Genomic DNA, 20,879 nt, shown 5'->3' with positions numbered 1-20,879 from the left:
GGGAGCCTTCTCAGGCCTCGTCTTCGGGCGTGGTGCCGCCGGTGAAGTGCAGCCGCGCGTTGCGCCGGCGCCGCGCCCAGAAGGCCAGCGCCCGCGGCAGGTTCAGCGCCATCTGCACGTAGTACACCGTCTTGAAGGCACGCAGGGACCACTGCACACGGGTGTTGCGGTAGACATCGCCGGCCAGCAGCGAGATCACCGCCTGCTCCATGCCGAAGGTATTGCGCGGCCCCATGAACAGCTTGCGCATCACCGGGCTGTTGAAACGATAGATCAACCAGGAGAAACGGCGGACGCCACGGCGCACGTCGCGCTCAAAGGCACGCAGATAGCGTGCGGAGCGCGCCGGATGCTCCAGGCAGCGATCCACCGCATCGGCGGCGCGGAAGCCCCCCGACATCGCGATATAGACCCCGCTGGAGAACACCGGGTCGACAAAGGTGAACGCATCGCCGACCAGCAGATAACCCGGGCCGTGGGCCTGACTGGAGCGGTAGGAGAAATTGCCGGTGGCGTTGACCGGGCCGGCCAGCTCCGCGCCCTGCATGCGTTCGAAGGCCGGCGGGCAGAGCTTCAGCGTGTCCCACAGGAACGTCTCGGGCTTGGTCTTGCGCGTCTTCAGGTATTCGGGAAAACAAACCGCGCCCACGCTCATCGCCCCGTCGCGCAACGGGATCATCCAGATCCAGCCGTGCTGGAACCAGTAGATACTGATGTTGCCGGCATCGCGCCCGGCACGCCGCGGCACGTTGTTGAAGTGCCCGAAGATCGCGGCGCTGTTGTGTTCCGGGTTGCGCGCCTTCAGGTCCAGACGGCGCGCCAGGAAGGTATCGCGACCGGAGGCGTCGACCACGAAATCGGCCTCGAACTCCAGCGTGTTGCCGGATGCATCGCGCGCGGTGACCTGCTGGGTCCCGCCCTTGGCGGGATCGGCCAGGGCGACATCGAAGACGGTGACCTCTTCCAGCACCCGCACACCCAGGCGGGCGCTGTTTTCCAGCAGCAGGTGGTCGAACTCCGAACGCCGCACCTCGCATGCCGACGCGGGTGTGTCGTCATTCAGGGCACGCTCGAAGTAATAGGTTCGCGGCGCGTCGGGCGCCTCGGGGATGGTGAACTCGGCCCCGTGCTTGGGGATGCCGATTGCCGCGATGGCCTCGGCCACGCCCAGTTCCTCGAACAACGGCATATTCATCGGCAGCAGGGATTCGCCGATGTGGAAGCGTGGATGCCGGGCCTTTTCCAGCAGCACCACGTCGCGCCCCTTCTGCGCCAGTCGGGAGGCCACCGTGGAGCCGGCGGGGCCTCCTCCGATCACCACCACCTGGCAGCGCCCGTCGGTTACGGCTTCCTGTCCCGGTTGTCTCAAATCACGTCTCCGCTTGCCCGCCCGCAACCCCAGAAAGGCGACCCGGTCTGGTCGCGAGGGTACCACGGCCCCTCGGGTGTGGGTATCATCGGCGCCCACAGCAGGGTGACCCTCGCGCGAACGGCAAGTTCGGAGGCGATCACAAAATGCGCATAACACTGCACCGGGGGAACACGTGCCATCACAAACAGCGTTCGAACAGGAAGTCGCCCAACTGATCGTGGACAGCCTTAATCTGGAGGAGGTCGCGCCGGAGGAAATCGAGCCGGAAGATGCGCTGTTCCGTGAAGGACTGGGGCTGGATTCCATCGATGCCCTGGAGCTGGCCCTGGCCATCTCCCGCGCCTACGGCGTCCAGATCCGCTCGGACGACGAAAACAACCGCGAGATCTTCGCGTCCTTGCGGGCGCTGAGCGCCCATATCGAGGCCAACCGAGCCACGTCGTGAACACCCCACTCGCCGCCTGCGTGGCCCTGAGTTATCCGGTCGCGGTCGTCCTCGGCGTGACCCTCGAGATCCCGCTAGTGCCGCTGGCGATCCTGGCCACCCTGATCCTGGTGGCTGCATGGGCCTCGCTGGCCACCACCGGACGTGGCGTGCTGGCCGCGAGCCTGGCCGTGGGCATAAGCCTGTTGCTCCTCGGCGGGATGGCCACCTGGCTGCTGTATGCTTTGCCGGTGCTAATCATGGGGCTCTTGTCGCTTCTGTTCGCGCGTTCGCTACGCAGCGACTCCACCCCGCTGATCACGCGCTATGCCCTGGCCATGGGGGCCTCCGACACCCCCGCGGTGCACCGCTACACGCGCAACCTCACCATTACCTGGGCCCTGCTGTGTGCCGGACTGGCAATCGTGTCCGCCTGGCTGGCGCTGTTCGCCACCGCCACCACCTGGGCCCTGTTTGCCAACGGGATCAACTACCTTTTGCTGGCCGGCCTGTTCCTGCTGGAGTATCCGCTGCGCCGCTGGCTCCTGCGCGACGAGCCGCACAACGGCTTCCTGGCCTATCTGATGGAGCTGGCGCGGGTCGATCACCACCGGATGCTGAGGCACCCGTGACAGATACCCCGCAGGTCACTCGACCACTGATCGCCGACACGCCCGCCCCGCTGGCGCGCATCGGCGATCGGGCGATCTCGCGCGCCGCCTTCCTCGCCGACGCGCAGGCGCTGGCCGCACGCCTGCCGCAGGCGCAGGCGGCCTTCAACCTGTGCCAGGACCGCTACCACTTCGCGGTCGCCTTTGCCGCCATTCTGCTGCGCGGCCAGGTCAATCTGCTGCCCCCGAACCGCGGGAGCACCACCCTGGCCGAGATCGCCAGCCAATACCCGGACGCGCCTGCCCTGGTCGACGGCCCGGATGCCGAGATCGCAATCCCGATCCTGCGGGTGTCCGCCCGCGGCGAAGCAGGCGAGGCCACCGGGGCGATCCCCGAGATCCCCGCCGACCAGACCGCCGTTCTGGCCTTCTCCTCCGGCAGCACCGGCACCCCCACGGCCCATGCGCGGAGCTGGGAGGCCCTGCATGCTGTCACCTGGCAGGCGCTGGAATGCTTCGATCTGGTGGATGGCTCCGGACCGACCCTGATCGGCACGGTCCCACCGCAGCACATGTACGGCCTGGAGTCCACGCTCCTGTACGCCCTGCTGGGGCACGCCACCCTGCTCGCCGGACGCCCGTTCTACCCCGAGGACATCCGTGCCGCACTGGCGGACTGCACCCCGGCCGTTCTGGTCACCACACCTTTTCATCTGAGCGCCTGCCTGCGTGCGGGGCTGGAGTGGCCGACCCCGGAACGCATCCTCTGCGCGACCGCGCCCCTGGACCCGGAAACGGCCGGCCAGGCCGAACGGGTGTTCGGCTGCCGCCTGGACGAGATCTACGGTTGCACCGAGGCCGGCGCCATTGCGACCCGCCGCACCACCCGTGAATCCGACTGGACGGCCTACCCCGGGGTGCAACTGCACCGCAATGACCACGGCCTCGCGCGCGTCCAGGGACCCCAGCACCCCGAAGCGGTCCCGCTTCCGGACCACATCGAGGTCCGGGACGTCAGCCACTTCCGCATGGAGGGGCGCCTGGCCGATCAACTGAACATCGCCGGCAAACGCGCCTCCCTGGCCGATCTCAACCGCCGACTCAACGCAATCCCCGGGGTGCTCGACGGGGTGTTCATTCCGCCGGGCACCGATCAGGAAGCGCACGGCGTGACCCGGCTGGCCGCCCTGGTGGTGGCACCGGATCGTAGCGCGGCCGAAATCCAGGCCGCACTGGCCGAGTGCATGGACCCGCTGTTCCTGCCGCGCCCGCTGGTCCGCGTGGAGCACCTGCCGCGTTCGGCCACCGGCAAGCTGCCGCGCCAGATCCTGCTGGACCTGCTCGCCCACCACGGCCAGTGCGCCTGAGCCGCCCGCCCTGATGCAGACCCTCATCCAGTCCACCATTCGCCGCATCGGGGCCGGTCACCCATCCCTTCCCGGGCACTTCCCCGGTCACCCGGTGGTGCCCGGCGTGGTCATCCTCGACCAGGTCGCGGCGGTGGCCCACGCCCACGGTCTCGGGCCGGTAGAGGCCCTCCCCCAGGTCAAGTTCCTTGCACCCCTGGGACCCGAGACGGCATTCCGGGTCGAGATCGATCCGCCCGGACACGGCGGCCGTCAGGCCTTCCGCGTACTCGCGGCGGATGGCGAGGCCCCCGTCACCTTCTGTGCCGGCCAACTGATCACGACTCACGACACCGCGGACGCATGAGCCGCGGCTGGTTTCAGCAGGCGGAACGGGGCTCGCCCCTGGCCCTGCGCATCATCCTCTGGGTGGCCCTGAATCTCGGGCGCCGCGCCAGCCGCACCCTGCTCTACCCGATCACGGCCTACTTCCTGCTGTTCGCACCGCAGTCGCGCCGCCACAGTCGCAACTACCTGCGCCGCGTCCTGGGGCGCGAACCGCGCCTGGGCGATTTGGCACGACACCTGCACAGCTTTGCCGCAGTGATCCTGGACCGCGTCTTCCTGCTCGCCGGCAAGGACGCCTGCCTGGACATCCACGTACACAACCGCGAGACCTTCCTGGAACACGTGGACAGCGGCCAAGGCGCGATCCTGCTGGGCGCGCACCTGGGCAGCTTCGAGGCCCTGCGCGCACTGGCGGTGGGCAAGTACGATTTCCCGGTCAAGGTCCTGATGTACAACGACCACAACCAGAGCATCACCCAGGTCCTGGAGGCGCTGAATCCCGAGGTCGCCGCGTCGGTGATCCCGCTGGGGCGCACCGAGACCCTGATCCAGGCCCGCGAGTGCCTGGATCGCGGCGAGCTGATCGCGACGCTGGGCGACCGCGTCGCCGAGAGCGACAAGATGGTCGCCTGCAACTTCCTCGGCGACACTGCGCTGTTCCCGCAAGGCCCGCTGCTGCTGGCCGCGGTGCTCAAGGTCCCGGTGATCCTGTGCTTCGGGCTCTATCGCGGGGGCAACCGCTACGATATCTTCTTTGAACCCTTCGCCGAGACCATCGAGGCCCCGCGCGGGCAGCGCGATGCAGCCCTGGCACACTGGGTACAGCGCTACGCCGACCGCCTCGAGGCGCGGGTGCGCGAGGCCCCCTACAACTGGTTCAACTTCTATGATTTCTGGGACGATGCATCCAAATAGGCGAGCCCATGGCTTTGGCCCGCGTATCCGCCAGTCCGGCATTACGCTGATCCTGGCCTTGGGCCTGCTCGTCCCTGTTTCGGCCCTGGCCAACGACACCCTCGGCGCCTTGCTCGAAGCCCTGACCACCGAGCGCGCGGCGACCCTCGCGTTCGAGGAGCGCCGCGACGACCCGATGCTGGAATTCCCGGAGACCCGCTCGGGCTCCCTGGCCTTCGATCCCCCCGACACCCTCGTCCGGCAGGTCGACGGCCCGCGTGGCGAGACCGTGCACATCGAGGGCGACACCCTAACCCTGGAACGCCGCGGCACCAGCCGCGAGATCGACCTGAACGAACAGCCTGCCCTGGCCACCCTGGCCGGACTGTTCCGCGCCCTGCTGACCGGCGACCGCGAGACCCTGGAGAGCGACTTCGAGATCGACGTCACGGGGGACATCGACGCCTGGACCCTCGAGCTCGTCCCGCAGGATCGCGCCCTGCGCCGCATGGTCCCCGAACTGACCCTGAAAGGCGCCGACGGCGAACTGCACGAACTGGTCACCATCGAGGCTGGCGGCCACCACAGCCGCATGCGTTTCGAACCGCCACAGTACGCGGACTAGTCCTTGCTGCGCCGCCACCCCTCCCGCGTTGCCCTGACGCTCTGGCTGGCCGCCCTGCTGCTCGCCACGCTGACGCTGACCCTGCGCGGCGAACTGGTCACCGACCTGCAGGGCTTTGCCCCGGACCCGGTCAGCGCGGACGGGATCGCCCTGGACCCCGGGGCCGGCCCCGCCGGACGCATGCTGCTGCTGGCCATCGCCGGTGGCGAGGCCCGCGAGCGGGCGGCAGCCAGCGATGCACTGGTCGCGGCCCTGGAGGGTGCCCCCGATGTTGCCGGCATCCACAACGGCCGCCTCGACCCCGACGACCCAGCGCTGGATTTCCTGATCGAGCATCGCTACCTGCTAAGCCCCCGGGTCGATGCCGAACACTTCAGCCAGGACCGCCTGCGTGAACACCTGGAGGCCCGCCGCGACGACCTCGCCAGCGCCGTCCCGGAACTGCCGCGGGAACTGATCCCGCGTGACCCCACCGCGGAGGCCCGGGTCGTCCTGGAGCAGCTCGCCGCCAGCGGTGGCCGGGCGACGACCGGCCGCGAAGGCGTCTGGGTCACCCCCGACCGGGGACGGGCCCTGCTGGTGCTGCGCAGCGCGGCCGACGGCATGGACCTGGATGCCCAGGCCGCCCTGATCGAACGCACGCACGCGGCCTTCAGCGCCCTCGACGAACCGAATCTGCAGCTGCAGATTGCCGGCCCGGCGGTGATCGCGGTGGACTCCCGCGCCACCATCCGCGGCGAGGTGACCTGGATCACCGCGGGCGCCAGCGTCGCGCTGGCCCTCCTGCTGCTGGCGGTGTTCCGCCATCCGCACCCGGTCTGGCTGGCGGCCGTGCCACTGGCCAGCGGCATCCTGATCGCCGCGGCCGTGGTTACGCTGGTCTTCGGACACCTGCACGGGATCGCGCTGGCCTTCGGCATCACCGTGCTGGGCATTGCCCTCGACTACCCGCTGCACCTGTTCGCCCATGCGCAACGAGGCGATGGTGAACCGTCCGGCGGCGAACGGGCCGACGGCGGGCGCCTCCCGCAGGTCGCGCGCGAGCTGTGGCCCGCCATTGCCCTGGGAGCCGGCAGCACGGTACTGGTGTATGCCCTGATGGCAATGACCGGGTTCTCCGGCATGGCCCAGCTCGGGCTGTTCGTATTGACTGGCGTGGCCGTGGCCGCCGTGGTCACCCGCTGGATCCTGCCCACGCTGGTCCCCGCCCGATTGCAGCGCGAGGGCCTGCCGCCGCTGCGCCTGCCCCTGCCCACGGGTCTCGCCCAGCCCCCTGCCATCGCGCGCTGGGGCCTCGCCCTGCTGGCCCTGGCCGCGATCGCCGTGGTCGCGAGTGCCGACCCCTTCCCGTGGGAGGATCGTCTGTCCGCCCTGCACCCGGTACCGGAGGACCAGGTTGCGCTCGACCAGGACCTGCGCAGCGCCCTGGGGCTGCCGGACGTCCGCCATGCCCTGCTGGTCAGCGCCGACACGCCGGAACAGGCCCTGCGCGCCAGCGAGGCGCTGACACCGGGCCTGGAGGCCCTGCGCGAGACCGGGGCCCTGGACGGCTTCGGCCATGCCGCGAACGTCCTGCCCAGCCGGGCACTGCAGCGCGAGCGTCAAGCCGCGTTGCCGGAACCCGATACCCTGCGCGAACGCCTGGAGGTGGCGGGCGCAGGGTTGGGGTTCCGCGACGGGGCCTTCGAGCCCTTCGTGAACGACATCCAGACGGCCCGTCAGCAAGACCTGCTGGAACCCGAGGGCCTTCCCGACGGGCCGCTGCGCAATGCCCTGGAACCCCTGCTCCAGCCCCGCGATGACGGCACTGGCTGGATCGCCTGGGTGCGCTTGCAGGGCGTCCATGACCCCGATGCCCTGACCCGCTGGGCCGAAGACGCACCTCTGGCCAGCGTGCCGGAACTGGACGGGGTGGGTATCCGCCACATCGACTTCTTCCGCGCCTCCGAAGAACTGGTGATCGGCTTTCGCGTCGAGGCCCTGCAACGGCTCGCGCTGGGAATGGTCGCGGTGGCCCTCCTGCTGCTGGTCGTCACCCGGGCGCCGGGACGCAGCCTGCGTATCCTGACCGCGGTCGGCACCGGGTTGCTGCTGACCCTGGCCACGCTGATCCTGCTAGGCATCCAGCTGTCGCTGTTCCACCTGATCGCGATGCTGCTGATCACTGGGCTGTGCCTGGATTACGCCGTGTTCTTCAGCCGCCCGCTGCGGGATGCCGCGGCGCGCCTGCGCAACCTGCGCTCGGTCAGCGTGTGCGCACTGTCCACGCTGGTGGTGTTCGGTCTGTTGGCCCTGTCCAGTCTTCCGGTCTTGCAGGCCATGGGCCTCACGGTGGTGCTGGGCGTGGTATTTTCCTTCCTCGCAGCGGCCCTGCTGGCCCCCGAGGCCAGCCGCCGGCAAACTGCCTGAAGCAACGCCGAACTGGCCCAATCCACCCGGAAACCCCTCCGGCCACAACCCGCAGATACGCCCGTCCATGGACCCCCTGGTCATCACTGCCCACACCCTGACGAGTGCCGCCGGCACCGGGATCGCCGCCAACGCCGAGGCCCTGCGCAGCGGCACCAGCGGACTGCGTGCCTGCGACCTGGAGCGCGTCAACCTGGACACCTACGTCGGCCGCGTGCCGGGTGTGGAAGCCATCGCCCTCGAGGGTGCCCTGGCCCCGTTCCAGTGTCGCAACAACCAGCTGGCCGAACTGGGGCTGCGCCAGGACGGCTTCATCGCTGCGGTGGCGGCTGCAGTGGAGCGCCACGGGGCCGATCGGGTAGCCGTTTTGCTGGGCACCAGCACCTCCGGGATCGCCGCCACCGAGGCCGCGTACCACCGGCGTGACCCGCAGACCGGGGCCCTGCCACCGGACTACGATTACCAGCACACCCAGAACATGTTCTCGCTGGCCGACTTTGTTGCCACCCGCCTCGGCCTGTCCGGCCCCGCCATGGTGGTCTCCACTGCCTGCTCGTCCAGCGCCAAGGTCTTTGCCGATGCCCGGCGCTACATCACGGCGGGACTGTGCGACGCCGCCGTGGTCGGCGGCGTCGACAGCCTGTGCGGCATGACGCTGTACGGCTTCAACGCCCTGCAGCTGGTCGCCGCGCAGCCCTGCACCCCACTGGATCGCGACCGGACCGGGATCTCCATCGGCGAGGCCGCCGGCTTCTTCCTGCTGGAGCGCCCCTCCGCGAATGCCCACGGCGCGCGGCTGACCGGTTACGGCGAATCCAGCGATGCCCACCACATGTCCGCCCCGCACCCGGAAGGCCTGGGGGCCGCGACGGCACTACAGCAAGCCCTGGACCGTGCCGGGCGGCAAGGCGACGAGATCGACTATGTGCTGATGCATGCCACCGCGACCCCGGCCAACGACCGTTCCGAGGCCCGCGCCCTGATCCACCGCCTGGGCCCGACCCCGCGCGCGGTGGGCAGCAAGGGCCTGACCGGGCACACCCTCGGGGCCGCGGGCGCGGTGGGGGTCGCGCAGGCGCTGGCCAGCCTGGCCGGCGGCTTCGTACCGGCCACCGCCGGGCTGCGACACCCGGACCCGGAACTGGGCCTGGATGCACGGGCAGAGACCGAGGAACGCCCGGTTCGGCGGGTCCTGGTCAACGCCTTCGGGTTCGGCGGAAACAACTGCAGCCTGCTGCTGGAGGCACCGCAATGAACACCATCGGTCTGCATGCGGTCGGACTGCTGGGCCCGGGACTGGACGACTTCGAGACCGCCCGCGCCATCCTCGCCGGCACGGCGCCTCTGACGGGTGATGCGATCAATATCCCACCCGTGCGGCTGCTCCCCGCCAACGAGCGTCGACGCACCACGACCACGATTCGCCTGGCCCTGAAGGTGGCGGAAGAGGCCACGACCGACAGCGATCGCAGCCAACTGCGCAGCGTGTTCGCCTCGTCCTCCGGCGACATGGACATCATCGATCGCATCTGCGACGCGCTCACCCAGCCGGAGCCGGTGGTCTCGCCGGTCCAGTTCCACAATTCGGTGCACAACGCCCCGGCCGGTAACTGGTCGATCGCCACCCGCAACCCCGCCCCGGCGACCGCCGTATCCGGCTACAACGCCACGGTGGCCGCCGGCTTGCTGGAGGCCGCGACGCTGCAACAGTGCGAGGGTGGCGAGGTGCTGCTCACCTGCTACGACGTACCGTCGATGGAGACATTCATCCGCGTGCGCCCAATCCACCATGCGTTCGCGGTCGCCCTGCGCCTGGGGCCGGTGGAGGGCGCCACCTGGCGGCTGCAGATGGACCTCAAGGGACCCGCCACCGCAGATCGCTGCGTGGCTGACGAGCTGGAGGCCCTGCGCGAGAGCAACCCGGCTGCACGTGCCCTGCCGCTGCTGGAGCAACTGGCCCGGGGCACGGCCGGCCATGTTACGCTTGCCGCCCCGTTGGGCCGGTCGCTGAGCATCCGCATCGAGCCCTGAACAATCGCCCGGATCAGGAAGATCCCGCGCATGCCATCGCGACCCGAAACCCTGGATCATGACGCCATCTGCCGGCTGCTGCCGCACGCCGGGGCGATGTGCCTGCTGGATTCGGTAGAGGCCTGGTCCGACGACGCCATCCACTGTCGTGCCGACAGCCACCGGGATACGGCCAACCCGCTGCGCGGGGAAGGCGGCCTGCATGCCCTGGGGGCACTGGAATACGGCGCCCAGGGCATGGCCGTGCACGGGGCGCTGCTGGCGGATGGCGGCCCGCCCCGGGCCGGCTACCTGGCGGCCGTGCGCAACCTGCAACTACGGGTCCAACGTCTCGACGGCCTCGACGACCCGCTCGAGATCCACGCCGAACGCATCCTGTCGGATACCCACAGCTCGATCTACGACCTGCGGGTCACCGCCGGTGACCGGCCGGTGCTGAGCGCCCGCGCGACGGTGATCCTGCAACCCGCCGACGAGGAAAAGACCCCGTGACTGCACGCGCCCTGATTACCGGAGCCAGCGGAGCCATCGGCGCCGCCATCGTACAAGCCCTGGCCGCAGCTGGCCATGAGGTGGTCCTGCACGCCCATCGCAATGCCGACGCGGCCGAAGCAACAGCCGCGGCCATCCGCGCCGACGGCGGCCAGGCCCGCGTGCTGGTGTTCGACATCACCGACGAGGGGGCCTGCCGCGAGGCCCTGGAGCCCCTGGCGGCCGAACAACCGGTGCAGATCCTGGTGCATAACGCGGGCATCCACGACGATGCCCCGCTGGCCGGAATGCGCCGCGAGCAGTGGGACCGACCGATCGACGTCGGACTGAACGGCTTCTACAACGTCACCCAGCCACTGCTGCTGCCGATGATCACCACCCGCTGGGGCCGGGTCGTGGCGATCTCCTCCGTCGCCGGGCAGATCGGCAATCGCGGCCAGACCAACTATGCAGCGGCCAAGGCCGGGCTCCATGGTGCCATTCGCTCGCTGGCCCAGGAGGTCGCCTCGCGCGGGATTACCGCCAACGCGGTCGCCCCCGGCATCATCGAAAGCCCGATGAGCGATTCGAGCTTCGATGCCGACCGTATCCGCACCGTCGTACCCATGCGCCGCGCCGGCCAGCCCGCGGAGGTCGCGAGTGTGGTCGGCTTCCTCGCCAGCGAGGGCGCCAGCTACGTGTCCGGTCAGGTGATCGGCGTCAACGGCGCCCTCGCCTGACCCCGCCATGAGCCACGTCGTTGCCCTGATCCCGGCCCACAACGAGGCCGCCACCATCGAAGACGTCGTCGCCGGCGCCCGCGCCCGCGCCCACGTGGACCGGGTGATCGTGGTGGACGACGGCTCCGAGGATGCGACCGCAAGCCTGATCGAGGACCAGGCGGAGGTCCTTCGGCAGCCCGAGAATGGCGGCAAGGCGGCCGCGTTGTGGGCCGGGATGCAGCATGCCCTGGCCACCGGGGCCGATGCCGTGGTGACCCTGGACGCCGACGGCCAGCACGACACCACGGAGATCCCGGCCCTCATCGCCGCCTGGCGCGAGACCCCCGAGCGGCTGATCCTGGGGGCCCGACTCAAGGGCCGCGAACATACCCCGCCGCTGCGCCTGTTCGGCAACCGCATGGCGGACTTCTGGATTGCGTGGGCCTCGGGGCAACCGCTGCAGGATTCGCAGTCAGGGTTCCGCCTGTATCCCGCGGCGCTATTGCGACGCCTCGAGCTACGTCATCACCGGGCGCGCGGCTTCGTGTTCGAAAGCGAGGCCCTGATCGTCGCCGAGCGGCTGGGATTCCCGGTGCGGGTGGTCCCGGTACGCTGTATCTACCCGGAGAACCACCGCCCCAGCCATTACCGCGCGACCGCGGACACCCTGCGTATCATCGCCATGGTCGCCGGCCACCTGCTGCGCCGCGGGATGCGCCCGCTGGGGCTGTTGCGCTCGCGGGGCCTGTTGCGCTGAAGGCCCCGGCGTGCCGCTCCGGGCCGCGCCCTTGGAAACCACCGGCACGCGTGTCTACACTCTCGACGCACCCATCCCAGAAGGAAAACGCCATGAATACCAGGACGTTGCTGGTCATCCTGTTTGCCAGCCTGATCGCGCTGGCCGGCTGCCGCGGCACGGTCCCCGTGCACAACGTCAGCGATACCACGGTCACCGATGTTGCGGGTGAACGCCCCAGCGCCGAACAGATGGAACGCGCCATCCGCACCGCCGGAACGGCCCTAGGCTGGCGCATGGAAGAAGTGGAACCGGGGCTGCTCGAAGGGCGACTTGCGCTGCGCGACCACGTCGCCGAAGTGGAGATCCCCTATGCGGCGGGTGAATACAGCATTCGCTACAAGGACAGCACCAACCTGAACTACGCGGACGGCAATATCCACCCGAACTACAACAACTGGATCCAGAACCTGGACAACCAGATCCGGGCGCAGATCTCCGCCCTCTGAGCCCACCCCGCACCGCGTCGGGAACACCCCGGCGCGGTGCGCACGCTCCAGGGCAAAGGGCCTTTCATCACGAAGCGCACGAAGGCGGGGAGCTCGGAAGGAATGCGGTGACGGAAGCGTCTTGCGCCTCCGTTGCGGTCTTGCCCACCATCCAGTCTTTACACCCCAGTCTTTACACCTACCGGGTGATGCTTTTCAGGTTTTCTTCGTCCCTTCCTGTGCGTCGTGGTGATCCCAAACCGACTCCGCGGTCACGGGTCAGTCGGGGCGCGGGCGTTCGTCCGGCTTGCGTGCCTCGCCCTCGGAACTCTTGGGGGTCGGCTCGTCGTCCTGGGCGTCCGATTCGTTGGCGCCGCCGGCCGCCTCGCCGGGACCGGCACCGTAGTCACGGCGCGTCATGTGCGACAGCAACTGCCCGGCCCGGTCCTCGAGGCGATCACGGGTCGGCTTGTCCGCCAGTTCCTCCGCGCTCTGCGCCAGGTGGTGGTAGAGGTCGCGGTAAGAACCCGCCATGGTCGCGAACAGCGTGGCCGTGCGGTCGAAATGGTCGTTGACCTGGCTGCGGTAGCGGGTCAGTTCCTGCATGCGCCGGTCGAGTTCCTCTTCCAGCTCGCGGATCAGCTTGCGCTCGTCACTGGTGACGCGGCCCACCCAGAAACCCACGAGGGCGGCAACCACGATGGCCAGGATCCCGAGGGCCACCCACAGCCCCACTGCTGTCTGTTCTTCCACCACGACATCCTCTGTAAATGGAGCCGCCATTGTGCCGCAGGCCCTCGCCGAACGCACTGCCGGGCATGCTAACCTCGCCACAACAGGGACACCGGAACAACGCAGGAAGGCCCCCGGAAGCCGTTTCAATCCGCCGTACAACCAAGAGTCAGACCCACCATGATCGAACCGCAACATGCCCAGCAGATCCGCCAGGCCCAGGCCGGCCTGATCAACCTGGTGGTGCAGGCCACCCAGAACCCGGAGACCCGCCGCGAACTGGAGCCAGTGCTGAACCAGGCCCACGAGGCCGGCTGGGGCGAGCTGATCCTGCGCATCCGCCGCGTGCTCGAAGGCGAACGCGACACGTCCCTGCTGCAGGGGCTGGACGACGAGGACACGGTGATCCTGACGGCGATCCTGGCCGGCCTGCAGGATCCCTCCACCCTGCCGGACCCCGAGCAAAGCGGCGATCCGGCGCAGGCAGCACCGGGGCTGGCCCAGATGATCCATGGCGCGGCCCACGGAGACGCCCAGTCGCTGCACTGGCTGTCGCAGATGGCCGAACAGATGAGCCGGGCCGGGGGCGACATGGCGCGCCTCGGTGGCATCACCAAGCGCCTGGTGGACGGCGAGCGTGACCCGGATGTGCTGTGCCGCGGCATGGACGCCCAGGGCGAGTCGCTGGTGCTCTCGATCCTCTCGGAGCTGGGCAAGCTCGAGCACCACTGACCAACCCGTGCGCCATTCCAGCATTTGCAGGCCGCGCAGCCGAGGCACGTTCCGCCTCGAGCATCTGATGCTGGCCGTAATCGCCCTGTGGCTCCTGCAAGGCTGCGCCGCAGTCACCTTGCAGCCGCCGGCCGAACCGGAAGACCCGGTCACTGTGGCACTCCTGGACCACGGCCATCACTCCAGTCTGGTCCTGCCGACCGCGACCGCGGACGCCTGGCTGCGCTATTCCTACGGCGACTGGTCGTTTTACGTCGAGCGGCGAATCAATCCCCTGCAGGGGCTGGCCGGGCTGTTCCTGCCCACACGGGCGGGCCTCGGCCGGCAATCCCTGACCGGCTCCGACCTGGAGGATGCGACGGCGACCCAGCTGCGCGTGCCGCTGGAAGAACTGCATCTGCTGACGGTCCCCGGGGCCAGGGTTACGGCACTGCGCGAGGCGCTGGAGGGAATCTGGCAGGCGGGCCACGATGACCGCGAGGTATCGACAGAATGGGACATGGCCTTTGTCGAACACCCCAAGGCCTACACCCTGCGCAACAACTCCAACCGCATGGTCGCGCACTGGCTGACGGCCCTGGAGGTCGATGTCTCGCGCCTCCCGATCATGTCCAACTGGAAGCTCGACTCACCCTGAGGTCAATCAGGGCCTTCTCACCACGAAGCGCGCGAACCTAACCCTTCGTGCGCGCTTCGTGGTGGATAAACGCCGGGCGTCAAAGGCGGTGGGCCCACTCCAGGACGGCATCCTGCAGGTTCCGGCCGAGGCCCTGATGCGCGCGGGGGTCGTTGACCAGCACCACCACGGCCAGGTCGTCCCCGCCTTGCGTGCGCACGTAGCCGGCGACCGCAGAGACCTCGTTGAGGTGACCGGTCTTCAGGTGCATCTGCCCGCGCAGGTCGCGCTGGCTGCCGTTGCGGAAGCGATTGCGCAGGGTCCCATCCAGCCCGGCCAGGGCCAGGGAGGACTGGAATTCCGGACGGTGCGAGTGCTGCCATCCGCCCTCGAGGATCTGGCCCAGCTGGCGCGCGGTCATGCGGGTCTCGCGGCTGAGCCCCGACCCGTTGTCGACCACCATGCCACCCACCTCGACCCCCAGGCCGCGCAGCGACTCCAGCAGGGCCTGCTGACCCTTCTCCAGCGTGGCCGGCGGGGTAAAGTGACGCGCCCCCAGGGTCAGCAGCAGGTGGCGGGTCATCACGTTGGAGCTCCACTTGTTGGAGACCCGGATCAGATCCGCCAGCGGCCGCGAGGTATGGCGCAGGATCGGTTCGTCGTACAGCACCGGCAGCACGCCGGGGCGAATGTCGCCGGTCAGCTCGCCGCCCCACTGCGACCAGTGCAGACGGAACATCTCGGCGTGATTGGCCTCCGGTGTCAGGACCGTACGCAGCAGTTCGTAGTCCCCGCAGTTAACCGGATACTCGCCGGCCAGGATCACGCGCTGTGCCTCGGGGTCGGCGTCAAAGCGAATTCCCCGCTGCCAGGCCCCGCAGCTGCCACGCGACGGCTGCAGGCGATTCTCGATCGTCAGCCCCGGAAGCGGCGGATCCACGGTCACGTCGATCCCGTTCCCATGCCGCTCCGGCCGCACACGAAAGCGCTGGGCATTGGCGTTTACGTGCAAGGCATAGGGCGGCTGGTTGTAGGCCCGCAGCGGCTGGTCGTTGAATGCGGACGGGTCGCCCGGAGGCAGTTCGAAATGCGAGGCGTCGAGGATGACGTTGCCCTCGATGCGCCGCAGCCCGGTCTGACGCAACTGCCCCAGCATGCGCCAGTGCTCCTCGCTGACCATGCCGGGGTCCCCGGTCCCGCGGATCACCAGATCGCCGCGCAATACACCGTCGCGCAACGGACGCGTAGCCCACACCTCAGTGGTCCAGGTGTACTCCGGCCCCAACTCGTGCAAGGCCGCCAGCGAGGTGGCCAGCTTGATGGTGGAGGCAGGGTTGTACGGCTGATCGGCATTCAGGCGCGCGAGGACCGCGCCATCGGACATCCGCTGCACCCACAGGCCCACATTTGCCGGCGGCAGACGCTGGCTCTCGATCGCCCGCTGCAGCGGTCCCGGGAGATGCTCGAACTGGGCCTGTGCGGCCAGCGGTGCCAGCCACAACAACAGGGTCAGAGCGACGGATACGAAACACCAGGAAGGTCCGGACCGGGGCCCGGGGCGACGCGAAAAACGACAAGGGGACATTGAGACCAGCCATCCTGCATGAGAGCCTTCGGCAACGGCCCCTATAGTGTGCCGCCATCCCGGCCGCGACAAGCCCTCCGGGTGGGCTTCGTCACGCCCAGGGGAAATCGATCACCTGATCGATACGCGATACCCCCAACAGACGCATCAACAGCCGGTCCACGCCCAGGGCCACGCCCGCGCAGTCCGGCAGACCCGACTCCAGCGCCGCCTCCAGGTGATCGTCCACGGGCGGAAGGGGCTGGCCGCGCGCGCGGCGCTGAGCGATGTCCCGCTCGCGGCGCTGGCGGAACACTGCGGGGTCGGTCAGTTCGTGATAGCCGTTGGCCAGCTCCAGGTCGCCCCAGTACAGCTCGAAACGGGCGGCATAGCCCGGCCGGTCCGCGCAGGGGCGCGCGAGCACGGCCTGGCTCTCGGGGTAGTCGAACAGGATTGTCAGCCGGTCCGGCGGGAAGCCCGGCGCGATCACCAGGCTGATCAGGGCATCCAGCCAGCCATCCCGATCCAGCCCGCCGCGGATGACCAGCCCGTGGTCCCCCGCGACCCGTTCCAGCTCCGCGGCATTCATCTCCGCCGGGGCCACTCCCAAAGTCGAGCGAAACAGATCGACATAGGCGATCGCCTCGCACCCCCGGGGCGCGTGCCAGTCGGGAGACTGCGCGGCCTGATCCGCGATCAGGGCCACCACCTCGCGCGCCAGTGCGTGGTGGTCCAGGCCCAGGCGATACCACTCCAGCAGAGTGAATTCGGGGTTGTGCCGCGGGCCGGATTCACCGCCGCGGAACACCCGGGCGATCTGGTAGATATCCGGGGCGCCGTCCGCCAGCAGGCGCTTCATCGGGTATTCCGGCGAGGTCTGCAGGTAGCCGCGCTCGCCGCCGGGGGCCTGCGCCTCCCAGCTCTCCAGCATTGGATCTTGCGGCGCGCCCCGGCTCAGGATCGGGGTCTCGACCTCGAGCACCCCGCGGGCCGCGAAGAACGCCCGCAACCCGGCCAGGAGGCGGGCGCGCGCCGCGCGGGCCGGCGCCGCACCCGGACGCCAGTCGGTCATGTCGCAGGGCCTGCCGGGGTCCGGCTCACACGCGCGAGACGTACTCGCCGTTGCGGGTATCCACCTTCACCGTCTCGCCCTCTTCGACGAACAACGGGACCTTGACCACCGCGCCGCTCTCCAGCGTGGCCGGCTTGGTGCCGCCCTGCGCGGTGTCACCGCGCAGGCCCGGATCGCACTGGGTGATCTTCAGCTCGGTGAAGGACGGCGGCACCACCGACAGCGGCTCGCCGTTCCACAGGGTCACCGTGCAAATATCCTGTTCCTTCAGCCACTGCCCGGAATCACCCAGTGCGGCCTCGCCGACGGCATACTGCTCGAAGGTGTCCGGCACCATGAAGTGCCAGAACTCGCCATCGTTGTAGAGATACTGCATCTCGGTATCCATCACGTCGGCGGCCTCCACCGACTCGCCGGACTTGAAGGTCTTCTCCAGCACCCGGCCGGTACGCAGATTGCGCAGCTTGACCCGGCTGAAGGCCTGGCCCTTGCCCGGCTTGACGAACTCGTTCTCCACGATGGCCTGCGGGTCACCATCCAGCAGGAGCTTGAGACCGGCCTTGAATTCGTTGGTACTGTAGGTTGCCATTACGCGCTGTCCCTCGATGATGCGTGGCGCGGACATGCCGCCCCGTCCGGAAACGATTCATGCCCACAAAGCCCGTCATGATAACGCGCGAGGCGCGCGGAACCCAGCCAGCCGAACCGGCATCCACACCGGCCTGGCAGCAGGCGCTGGCGCGCGCGATCGCCGATCCCGAGACCCTGGCCGCACGCCTGGGACTGCCGCCCGAGTCCCTGCCGGGCATGCAGGCCGGGCACCGGCTGTTTCGCACCCGCATCCCGGAGAGCTACCTGGCCCGCATCCGCCCCGGCGACCCACGGGACCCCCTGCTGTTGCAGGCCCTGCCGGACGCGCGCGAGGCCATCGAGTCCCCGGGGTTCGTCAGTGACCCGGTCGGCGACCACGACGCGCTGGCCGCCCCCGGCGTGGTGCACAAGTACCACGGCCGTGCCCTGCTGCTGACCACCGGGGCCTGCGCCATCCACTGCCGTTACTGCTTTCGCCGCGAGTTCGGCTATGCCGACCACAATCCGGCCCGGGACGACTGGGAACCCGCGCTGAACTACATTGCGGCGCATCCGGACATCCGCGAGGTCATCCTCAGCGGCGGCGACCCGCTGAGCCTGTCGGATACCCGCCTGGAACGGCTGACGGACCGGCTCGGAAACATCCCGCACCTCGAGCGCCTGCGCATCCATACACGCCTGCCGGTGGTGCTGCCGGAACGGGTCGACGACCGCCTGCTGGCCTGGCTCGGCAAGGGCCGTCTGCAGCACATCCTGGTGCTGCACGCGAATCACCCGCGCGAGTTCGCCGCACCGGCCGATGCAGCGATCGATCGCCTGCGCACCGCCGGAGTCACGCTGCTCAACCAGGCGGTACTGCTGGCCGGCATCAACGACGACACCGAGACCCTGATTGAACTCCAGGAGGCCGGCTTCCGCCTGGGCGTGTTGCCCTACTACCTGCACCAGCTCGACCGCACCCGCGGCACGGCCCACTTCGAGGTACCAGACGCCCGCGCGCGCGAACTCTACCGCGCCCTGCACGCCCACCTGCCGGGCTACCTGGTCCCGCGACTGGCGCGCGAGATCGCCGGAGAACCCGGCAAGACCCTGCAGACACCGTTCCCCGCGCATGAATGAGCCCCACCGGCACCCACACCGATTGCGCGGTTTGCTGCTAAAGTAGCGCCAGAATCCTGCAACCGGCCCAGCAACCACTGGACACGCCCATGCTGCATGCCCTGCCCGAGCTGCCCATCCAACCGGCCGGTCCCGACAGCTTCCCCCACCAGACCCCGCAAGCACTGGACGCCTGGTGTGCGGAGCTTCCCGGCAGCGAGCCGGAGCTCGGCATCCAGCGCATCCGCGAGGCCCTCGACGGGCTGAACGCGATCGTACTTCGCCCCGGAATCCGAGCCACGCTGGTCGCAATACTGGAAGATCATCTCCTGCCGCTACTCCCGGCCATGGAGCGACTGCTGCGCCAGCGGCCCCTGCCGCTGGGGAACCGCAGCCGCAAGCGTGCCGATGTTTACAGCGCCGCTGTGCGCGCCCTCCTCAACGCGGAGCTGCTGGTGGTCCGCGAACGCGCGGACGCGCACGACAACCGCCACGCGAAACGCCTGACGGCGCCCCTGCAGGCCGCAGTCGCACTGCTTGGGACCCTGAGCATGCACCACTGGCGGCTGTACCAGTCCGTGCCGCCGGGCCACTGGCAGCGGCTGTTCGATGTGCTGCGCCTGGCGCGTGAGCAGGGAATCGCCGACGAGCGGCCCGCCACCGACAAGCGCTTCGGCCCGCTGGAGGTGGACCGCATCGAAGCCATGAGCGCACGGCTGATGATACTGGGCAGCACCGACCCCAATGCGATGAAGATGGGCGAAATGGACTTGCTGGCTCGCTGGGCCAACACCCTGCCCCTTGCCTGCACCCCCGCCCCCGACCCGGAACAGCACCCCGACCTTCCCGTGCTGCGCTGCGATCTCGACCGCGACCACGCCCCGGGCCTGGCCCTGCGCGGGACGCCGGCGACCGAACCCGCCTGCTTTATTGAGCTGACGCCGGCGCTGGACGCCCTTCGTGAACGCCCCGACGACCTGGAACCGCGCAGCCGCGGCGAGGGACAGCCACTGGCCGAACACTTGTTGCGCCTGTGGTCGAACCTGCCAACCCGCCGTCACAGTCGCGAGAGCGCCAGCGACCTGCAGCGGATCTGCGTAATGGGCCTGGAACGTATCCATGATTTCCTGCTGATGGAAATGGACAGCCGACGCGCGCCCGAGACCGAGACCACCGGGGCAGCGGAAGCGCCGGAGACCAGCCTGAAACCCCTGCAAGAACACGACCACGGCGTCAGCGTGTTCGAAATGTCGAAGGCCGCGCTGCGCGGCTCGGATCTCGCCCTGGTAGACAGCCCGCACCGTTCCGACCGCGAGCGTGACCTGCAACCACTGGCGGACGACACGCCGAATACTGCCGCGACCGCCTGGGAAGATGTCGGGCGCGGACTCGAGATCGCCGCCCGCGATGAATCCACGGGACCGATCACCAAGCGTCACCCCCCGGAACACTGGCAGGTGGACGACATCGGCGCCGGCGGCGTGCGTCTGCGCCTGGACAACCCCCAACAGCCCTTGCTGATCGGGGACCTGGTCGGCTTGCGTGCCGTGGATGGCCATCGCTGGACCATCGGGGTCCTGCGCTGGATTCGCTTCGACGACCAGGCCGGCAGTCTGATCAGCATCGGCGTGGAATTTCTCGCCGATCGCTGTCTGCCCATGCAGATTCAGGATTTCCGCAATGGCATCGCGGCGGGGGTCCCGCAATCAGGACTGTTCGCCCCGCAGCGCACCGATGCCGACGGGGCGGTACTGTTCCTGCCGGCGCAGGTATTCGATCATGAACAACGCGTCGTCTGCTGGCTGAACAGGCGCGCCCGCGTTCTGGAACTGGACAGCGAGCGCACGGGCACTACGCTGTTTACCGAGGTCGGGTGCCGCATGACCGGCCTGGAGGTCCACCAACCGGCCGGCGAGACGCCCGACACCGCCGACGGACCGGCCATCGCGGATGACGACGGACCGCCATTCACTACCCGCAACCGCGACGACTAGCCC

General features: G+C 69.1%; 22 protein-coding genes. 17 read left to right on the top strand and 5 right to left on the bottom strand.

Annotation, left to right across the window (positions count from 1 at the left end; translation table 11 throughout):
• Window positions 1-10 precede the first annotated feature (10 nt).
• Window positions 11-1,324 (bottom strand): NAD(P)/FAD-dependent oxidoreductase, encoded by a 1,314-nt coding sequence (locus tag D575_RS0107845; protein ID WP_018145368.1) that lies wholly within the window; start codon window positions 1,322-1,324, stop codon window positions 11-13.
• A 220-nt stretch (window positions 1,325-1,544) separates the two neighbouring features.
• Between D575_RS0107845 and D575_RS0107840 the strand changes: the two genes are divergently transcribed.
• From D575_RS0107840 to D575_RS0107780, 13 genes are all read left to right on the top strand, one after another.
• Window positions 1,545-1,817: a phosphopantetheine-binding protein gene (locus tag D575_RS0107840; RefSeq protein WP_026182088.1), complete on the top strand. Its 273-nt coding sequence runs from the start codon at window positions 1,545-1,547 to the stop codon at window positions 1,815-1,817.
• Window positions 1,814-2,428 (top strand): hypothetical protein, encoded by a 615-nt coding sequence (locus D575_RS0107835; protein ID WP_018145366.1) that lies wholly within the window; start codon window positions 1,814-1,816, stop codon window positions 2,426-2,428. Before D575_RS0107840 ends, D575_RS0107835 begins: the two co-directional genes overlap by 4 nt.
• Window positions 2,425-3,774: an AMP-binding protein gene (locus D575_RS0107830; protein ID WP_018145365.1), complete on the top strand. Its 1,350-nt coding sequence runs from the start codon at window positions 2,425-2,427 to the stop codon at window positions 3,772-3,774. Before D575_RS0107835 ends, D575_RS0107830 begins: the two co-directional genes overlap by 4 nt.
• Window positions 3,775-3,787: 13 nt before the next feature.
• Window positions 3,788-4,120 (top strand): hypothetical protein, encoded by a 333-nt coding sequence (locus D575_RS0107825; protein WP_018145364.1) that lies wholly within the window; start codon window positions 3,788-3,790, stop codon window positions 4,118-4,120.
• Entirely contained in the window at window positions 4,117-5,016 is a 900-nt protein-coding gene (locus D575_RS0107820) for a lipid A biosynthesis acyltransferase (protein WP_018145363.1), read from the top strand. Before D575_RS0107825 ends, D575_RS0107820 begins: the two co-directional genes overlap by 4 nt.
• Window positions 5,017-5,074: 58 nt before the next feature.
• Window positions 5,075-5,620 carry a LolA-related protein gene (locus D575_RS0107815; RefSeq protein ID WP_018145362.1) on the top strand — a complete coding sequence of 182 codons (546 nt, stop codon included), beginning with the start codon at window positions 5,075-5,077 and terminating at the stop codon, window positions 5,618-5,620.
• A 3-nt stretch (window positions 5,621-5,623) separates the two neighbouring features.
• Window positions 5,624-8,029 carry an MMPL family transporter gene (locus D575_RS0107810; protein WP_018145361.1) on the top strand — a complete coding sequence of 802 codons (2,406 nt, stop codon included), beginning with the start codon at window positions 5,624-5,626 and terminating at the stop codon, window positions 8,027-8,029.
• A gap of 67 nt (window positions 8,030-8,096) precedes the next feature.
• Entirely contained in the window at window positions 8,097-9,284 is a 1,188-nt protein-coding gene (locus D575_RS0107805) for a beta-ketoacyl-[acyl-carrier-protein] synthase family protein (RefSeq protein ID WP_018145360.1), read from the top strand.
• A complete protein-coding gene (locus D575_RS0107800; RefSeq protein WP_018145359.1) occupies window positions 9,281-10,060 on the top strand; it encodes a beta-ketoacyl synthase chain length factor in 780 nt (259 codons plus the stop codon). The genes D575_RS0107805 and D575_RS0107800 overlap by 4 nt, the downstream gene beginning before the upstream one ends.
• Window positions 10,061-10,090: 30 nt before the next feature.
• On the top strand, window positions 10,091-10,552 hold the full coding sequence (locus tag D575_RS0107795) for a hypothetical protein (protein ID WP_018145358.1): 462 nt from the start codon (window positions 10,091-10,093) through the stop codon (window positions 10,550-10,552).
• Window positions 10,549-11,271 carry a 3-oxoacyl-ACP reductase FabG gene (gene fabG, locus D575_RS0107790; RefSeq protein ID WP_018145357.1) on the top strand — a complete coding sequence of 241 codons (723 nt, stop codon included), beginning with the start codon at window positions 10,549-10,551 and terminating at the stop codon, window positions 11,269-11,271. Before D575_RS0107795 ends, fabG begins: the two co-directional genes overlap by 4 nt.
• Window positions 11,272-11,278: 7 nt before the next feature.
• Complete coding sequence (locus tag D575_RS0107785; protein ID WP_018145356.1) at window positions 11,279-12,010, top strand: glycosyltransferase family 2 protein; 732 nt, start codon at window positions 11,279-11,281, stop codon at window positions 12,008-12,010.
• A 92-nt stretch (window positions 12,011-12,102) separates the two neighbouring features.
• Window positions 12,103-12,498, top strand: a complete 396-nt coding sequence (locus D575_RS0107780) for a hypothetical protein (RefSeq protein WP_018145355.1) — start codon at window positions 12,103-12,105, stop codon at window positions 12,496-12,498.
• A 258-nt stretch (window positions 12,499-12,756) separates the two neighbouring features.
• On the opposite strand, the gene D575_RS0107775 is transcribed toward D575_RS0107780, so the two are convergent.
• Complete coding sequence (locus D575_RS0107775) at window positions 12,757-13,230, bottom strand: YhcB family protein (protein ID WP_018145354.1); 474 nt, start codon at window positions 13,228-13,230, stop codon at window positions 12,757-12,759.
• 159 nt (window positions 13,231-13,389) lie between these two features.
• On the opposite strand from D575_RS0107775, the gene D575_RS0107770 reads away from it, so the two are divergent.
• Both D575_RS0107770 and D575_RS0107765 read left to right on the top strand, forming a co-directional pair.
• Window positions 13,390-13,941 carry a hypothetical protein gene (locus D575_RS0107770; RefSeq protein WP_018145353.1) on the top strand — a complete coding sequence of 184 codons (552 nt, stop codon included), beginning with the start codon at window positions 13,390-13,392 and terminating at the stop codon, window positions 13,939-13,941.
• A gap of 67 nt (window positions 13,942-14,008) precedes the next feature.
• Window positions 14,009-14,578 carry a hypothetical protein gene (locus tag D575_RS0107765; RefSeq protein WP_018145352.1) on the top strand — a complete coding sequence of 190 codons (570 nt, stop codon included), beginning with the start codon at window positions 14,009-14,011 and terminating at the stop codon, window positions 14,576-14,578.
• A 79-nt stretch (window positions 14,579-14,657) separates the two neighbouring features.
• Here D575_RS0107765 and dacB read toward each other — a convergent pair whose 3' ends face one another.
• From dacB to efp, 3 genes are all read right to left on the bottom strand, one after another.
• Window positions 14,658-16,058: a D-alanyl-D-alanine carboxypeptidase/D-alanyl-D-alanine-endopeptidase gene (gene dacB / locus D575_RS0107760; protein WP_018145351.1), complete on the bottom strand. Its 1,401-nt coding sequence runs from the start codon at window positions 16,056-16,058 to the stop codon at window positions 14,658-14,660.
• A gap of 175 nt (window positions 16,059-16,233) precedes the next feature.
• A complete protein-coding gene (gene epmA / locus D575_RS0107755) occupies window positions 16,234-17,193 on the bottom strand; it encodes an EF-P lysine aminoacylase EpmA (protein ID WP_018145350.1) in 960 nt (319 codons plus the stop codon).
• 25 nt (window positions 17,194-17,218) lie between these two features.
• Window positions 17,219-17,782: an elongation factor P gene (gene efp, locus D575_RS0107750; RefSeq protein ID WP_026182087.1), complete on the bottom strand. Its 564-nt coding sequence runs from the start codon at window positions 17,780-17,782 to the stop codon at window positions 17,219-17,221.
• 77 nt (window positions 17,783-17,859) lie between these two features.
• On the opposite strand from efp, the gene epmB reads away from it, so the two are divergent.
• Both epmB and D575_RS0107740 read left to right on the top strand, forming a co-directional pair.
• The gene (gene epmB / locus D575_RS0107745; RefSeq protein WP_018145348.1) at window positions 17,860-18,903 is read left to right on the top strand and encodes an EF-P beta-lysylation protein EpmB; all 1,044 of its coding nucleotides are present in this window, start codon (window positions 17,860-17,862) and stop codon (window positions 18,901-18,903) included.
• Window positions 18,904-18,992: 89 nt separating this feature from the next.
• Entirely contained in the window at window positions 18,993-20,876 is a 1,884-nt protein-coding gene (locus D575_RS0107740; RefSeq protein WP_018145347.1) for a hypothetical protein, read from the top strand.
• Window positions 20,877-20,879: the final 3 nt, after the last annotated feature.

The organism is Thioalkalivibrio sp. AKL6 (genome assembly GCF_000376905.1).
Lineage (GTDB): Bacteria > Pseudomonadota > Gammaproteobacteria > Ectothiorhodospirales > Ectothiorhodospiraceae > Thioalkalivibrio > Thioalkalivibrio versutus.
Note: the sequence above shows the minus strand (reverse complement) of the source record. Positions and strands in the feature narration are given on the sequence as shown.

Coding starts and splice junctions, on each gene's coding strand:
- D575_RS0107740 (WP_018145347.1), top strand. CDS start 18,993: ATGCTGCATGCCCTGCCCGAGCTGCCCATCCAACCGGCCGGTCCCGAC.
- D575_RS0107785 (WP_018145356.1), top strand. CDS start 11,279: ATGAGCCACGTCGTTGCCCTGATCCCGGCCCACAACGAGGCCGCCACC.
- D575_RS0107770 (WP_018145353.1), top strand. CDS start 13,390: ATGATCGAACCGCAACATGCCCAGCAGATCCGCCAGGCCCAGGCCGGC.
- D575_RS0107820 (WP_018145363.1), top strand. CDS start 4,117: ATGAGCCGCGGCTGGTTTCAGCAGGCGGAACGGGGCTCGCCCCTGGCC.
- D575_RS0107800 (WP_018145359.1), top strand. CDS start 9,281: ATGAACACCATCGGTCTGCATGCGGTCGGACTGCTGGGCCCGGGACTG.
- D575_RS0107795 (WP_018145358.1), top strand. CDS start 10,091: ATGCCATCGCGACCCGAAACCCTGGATCATGACGCCATCTGCCGGCTG.
- D575_RS0107825 (WP_018145364.1), top strand. CDS start 3,788: ATGCAGACCCTCATCCAGTCCACCATTCGCCGCATCGGGGCCGGTCAC.
- D575_RS0107805 (WP_018145360.1), top strand. CDS start 8,097: ATGGACCCCCTGGTCATCACTGCCCACACCCTGACGAGTGCCGCCGGC.
- epmB (WP_018145348.1), top strand. CDS start 17,860: ATGATAACGCGCGAGGCGCGCGGAACCCAGCCAGCCGAACCGGCATCC.
- D575_RS0107780 (WP_018145355.1), top strand. CDS start 12,103: ATGAATACCAGGACGTTGCTGGTCATCCTGTTTGCCAGCCTGATCGCG.
- epmA (WP_018145350.1), bottom strand. CDS start 17,193: ATGACCGACTGGCGTCCGGGTGCGGCGCCGGCCCGCGCGGCGCGCGCC.
- D575_RS0107765 (WP_018145352.1), top strand. CDS start 14,009: ATGCTGGCCGTAATCGCCCTGTGGCTCCTGCAAGGCTGCGCCGCAGTC.
- efp (WP_026182087.1), bottom strand. CDS start 17,782: ATGGCAACCTACAGTACCAACGAATTCAAGGCCGGTCTCAAGCTCCTG.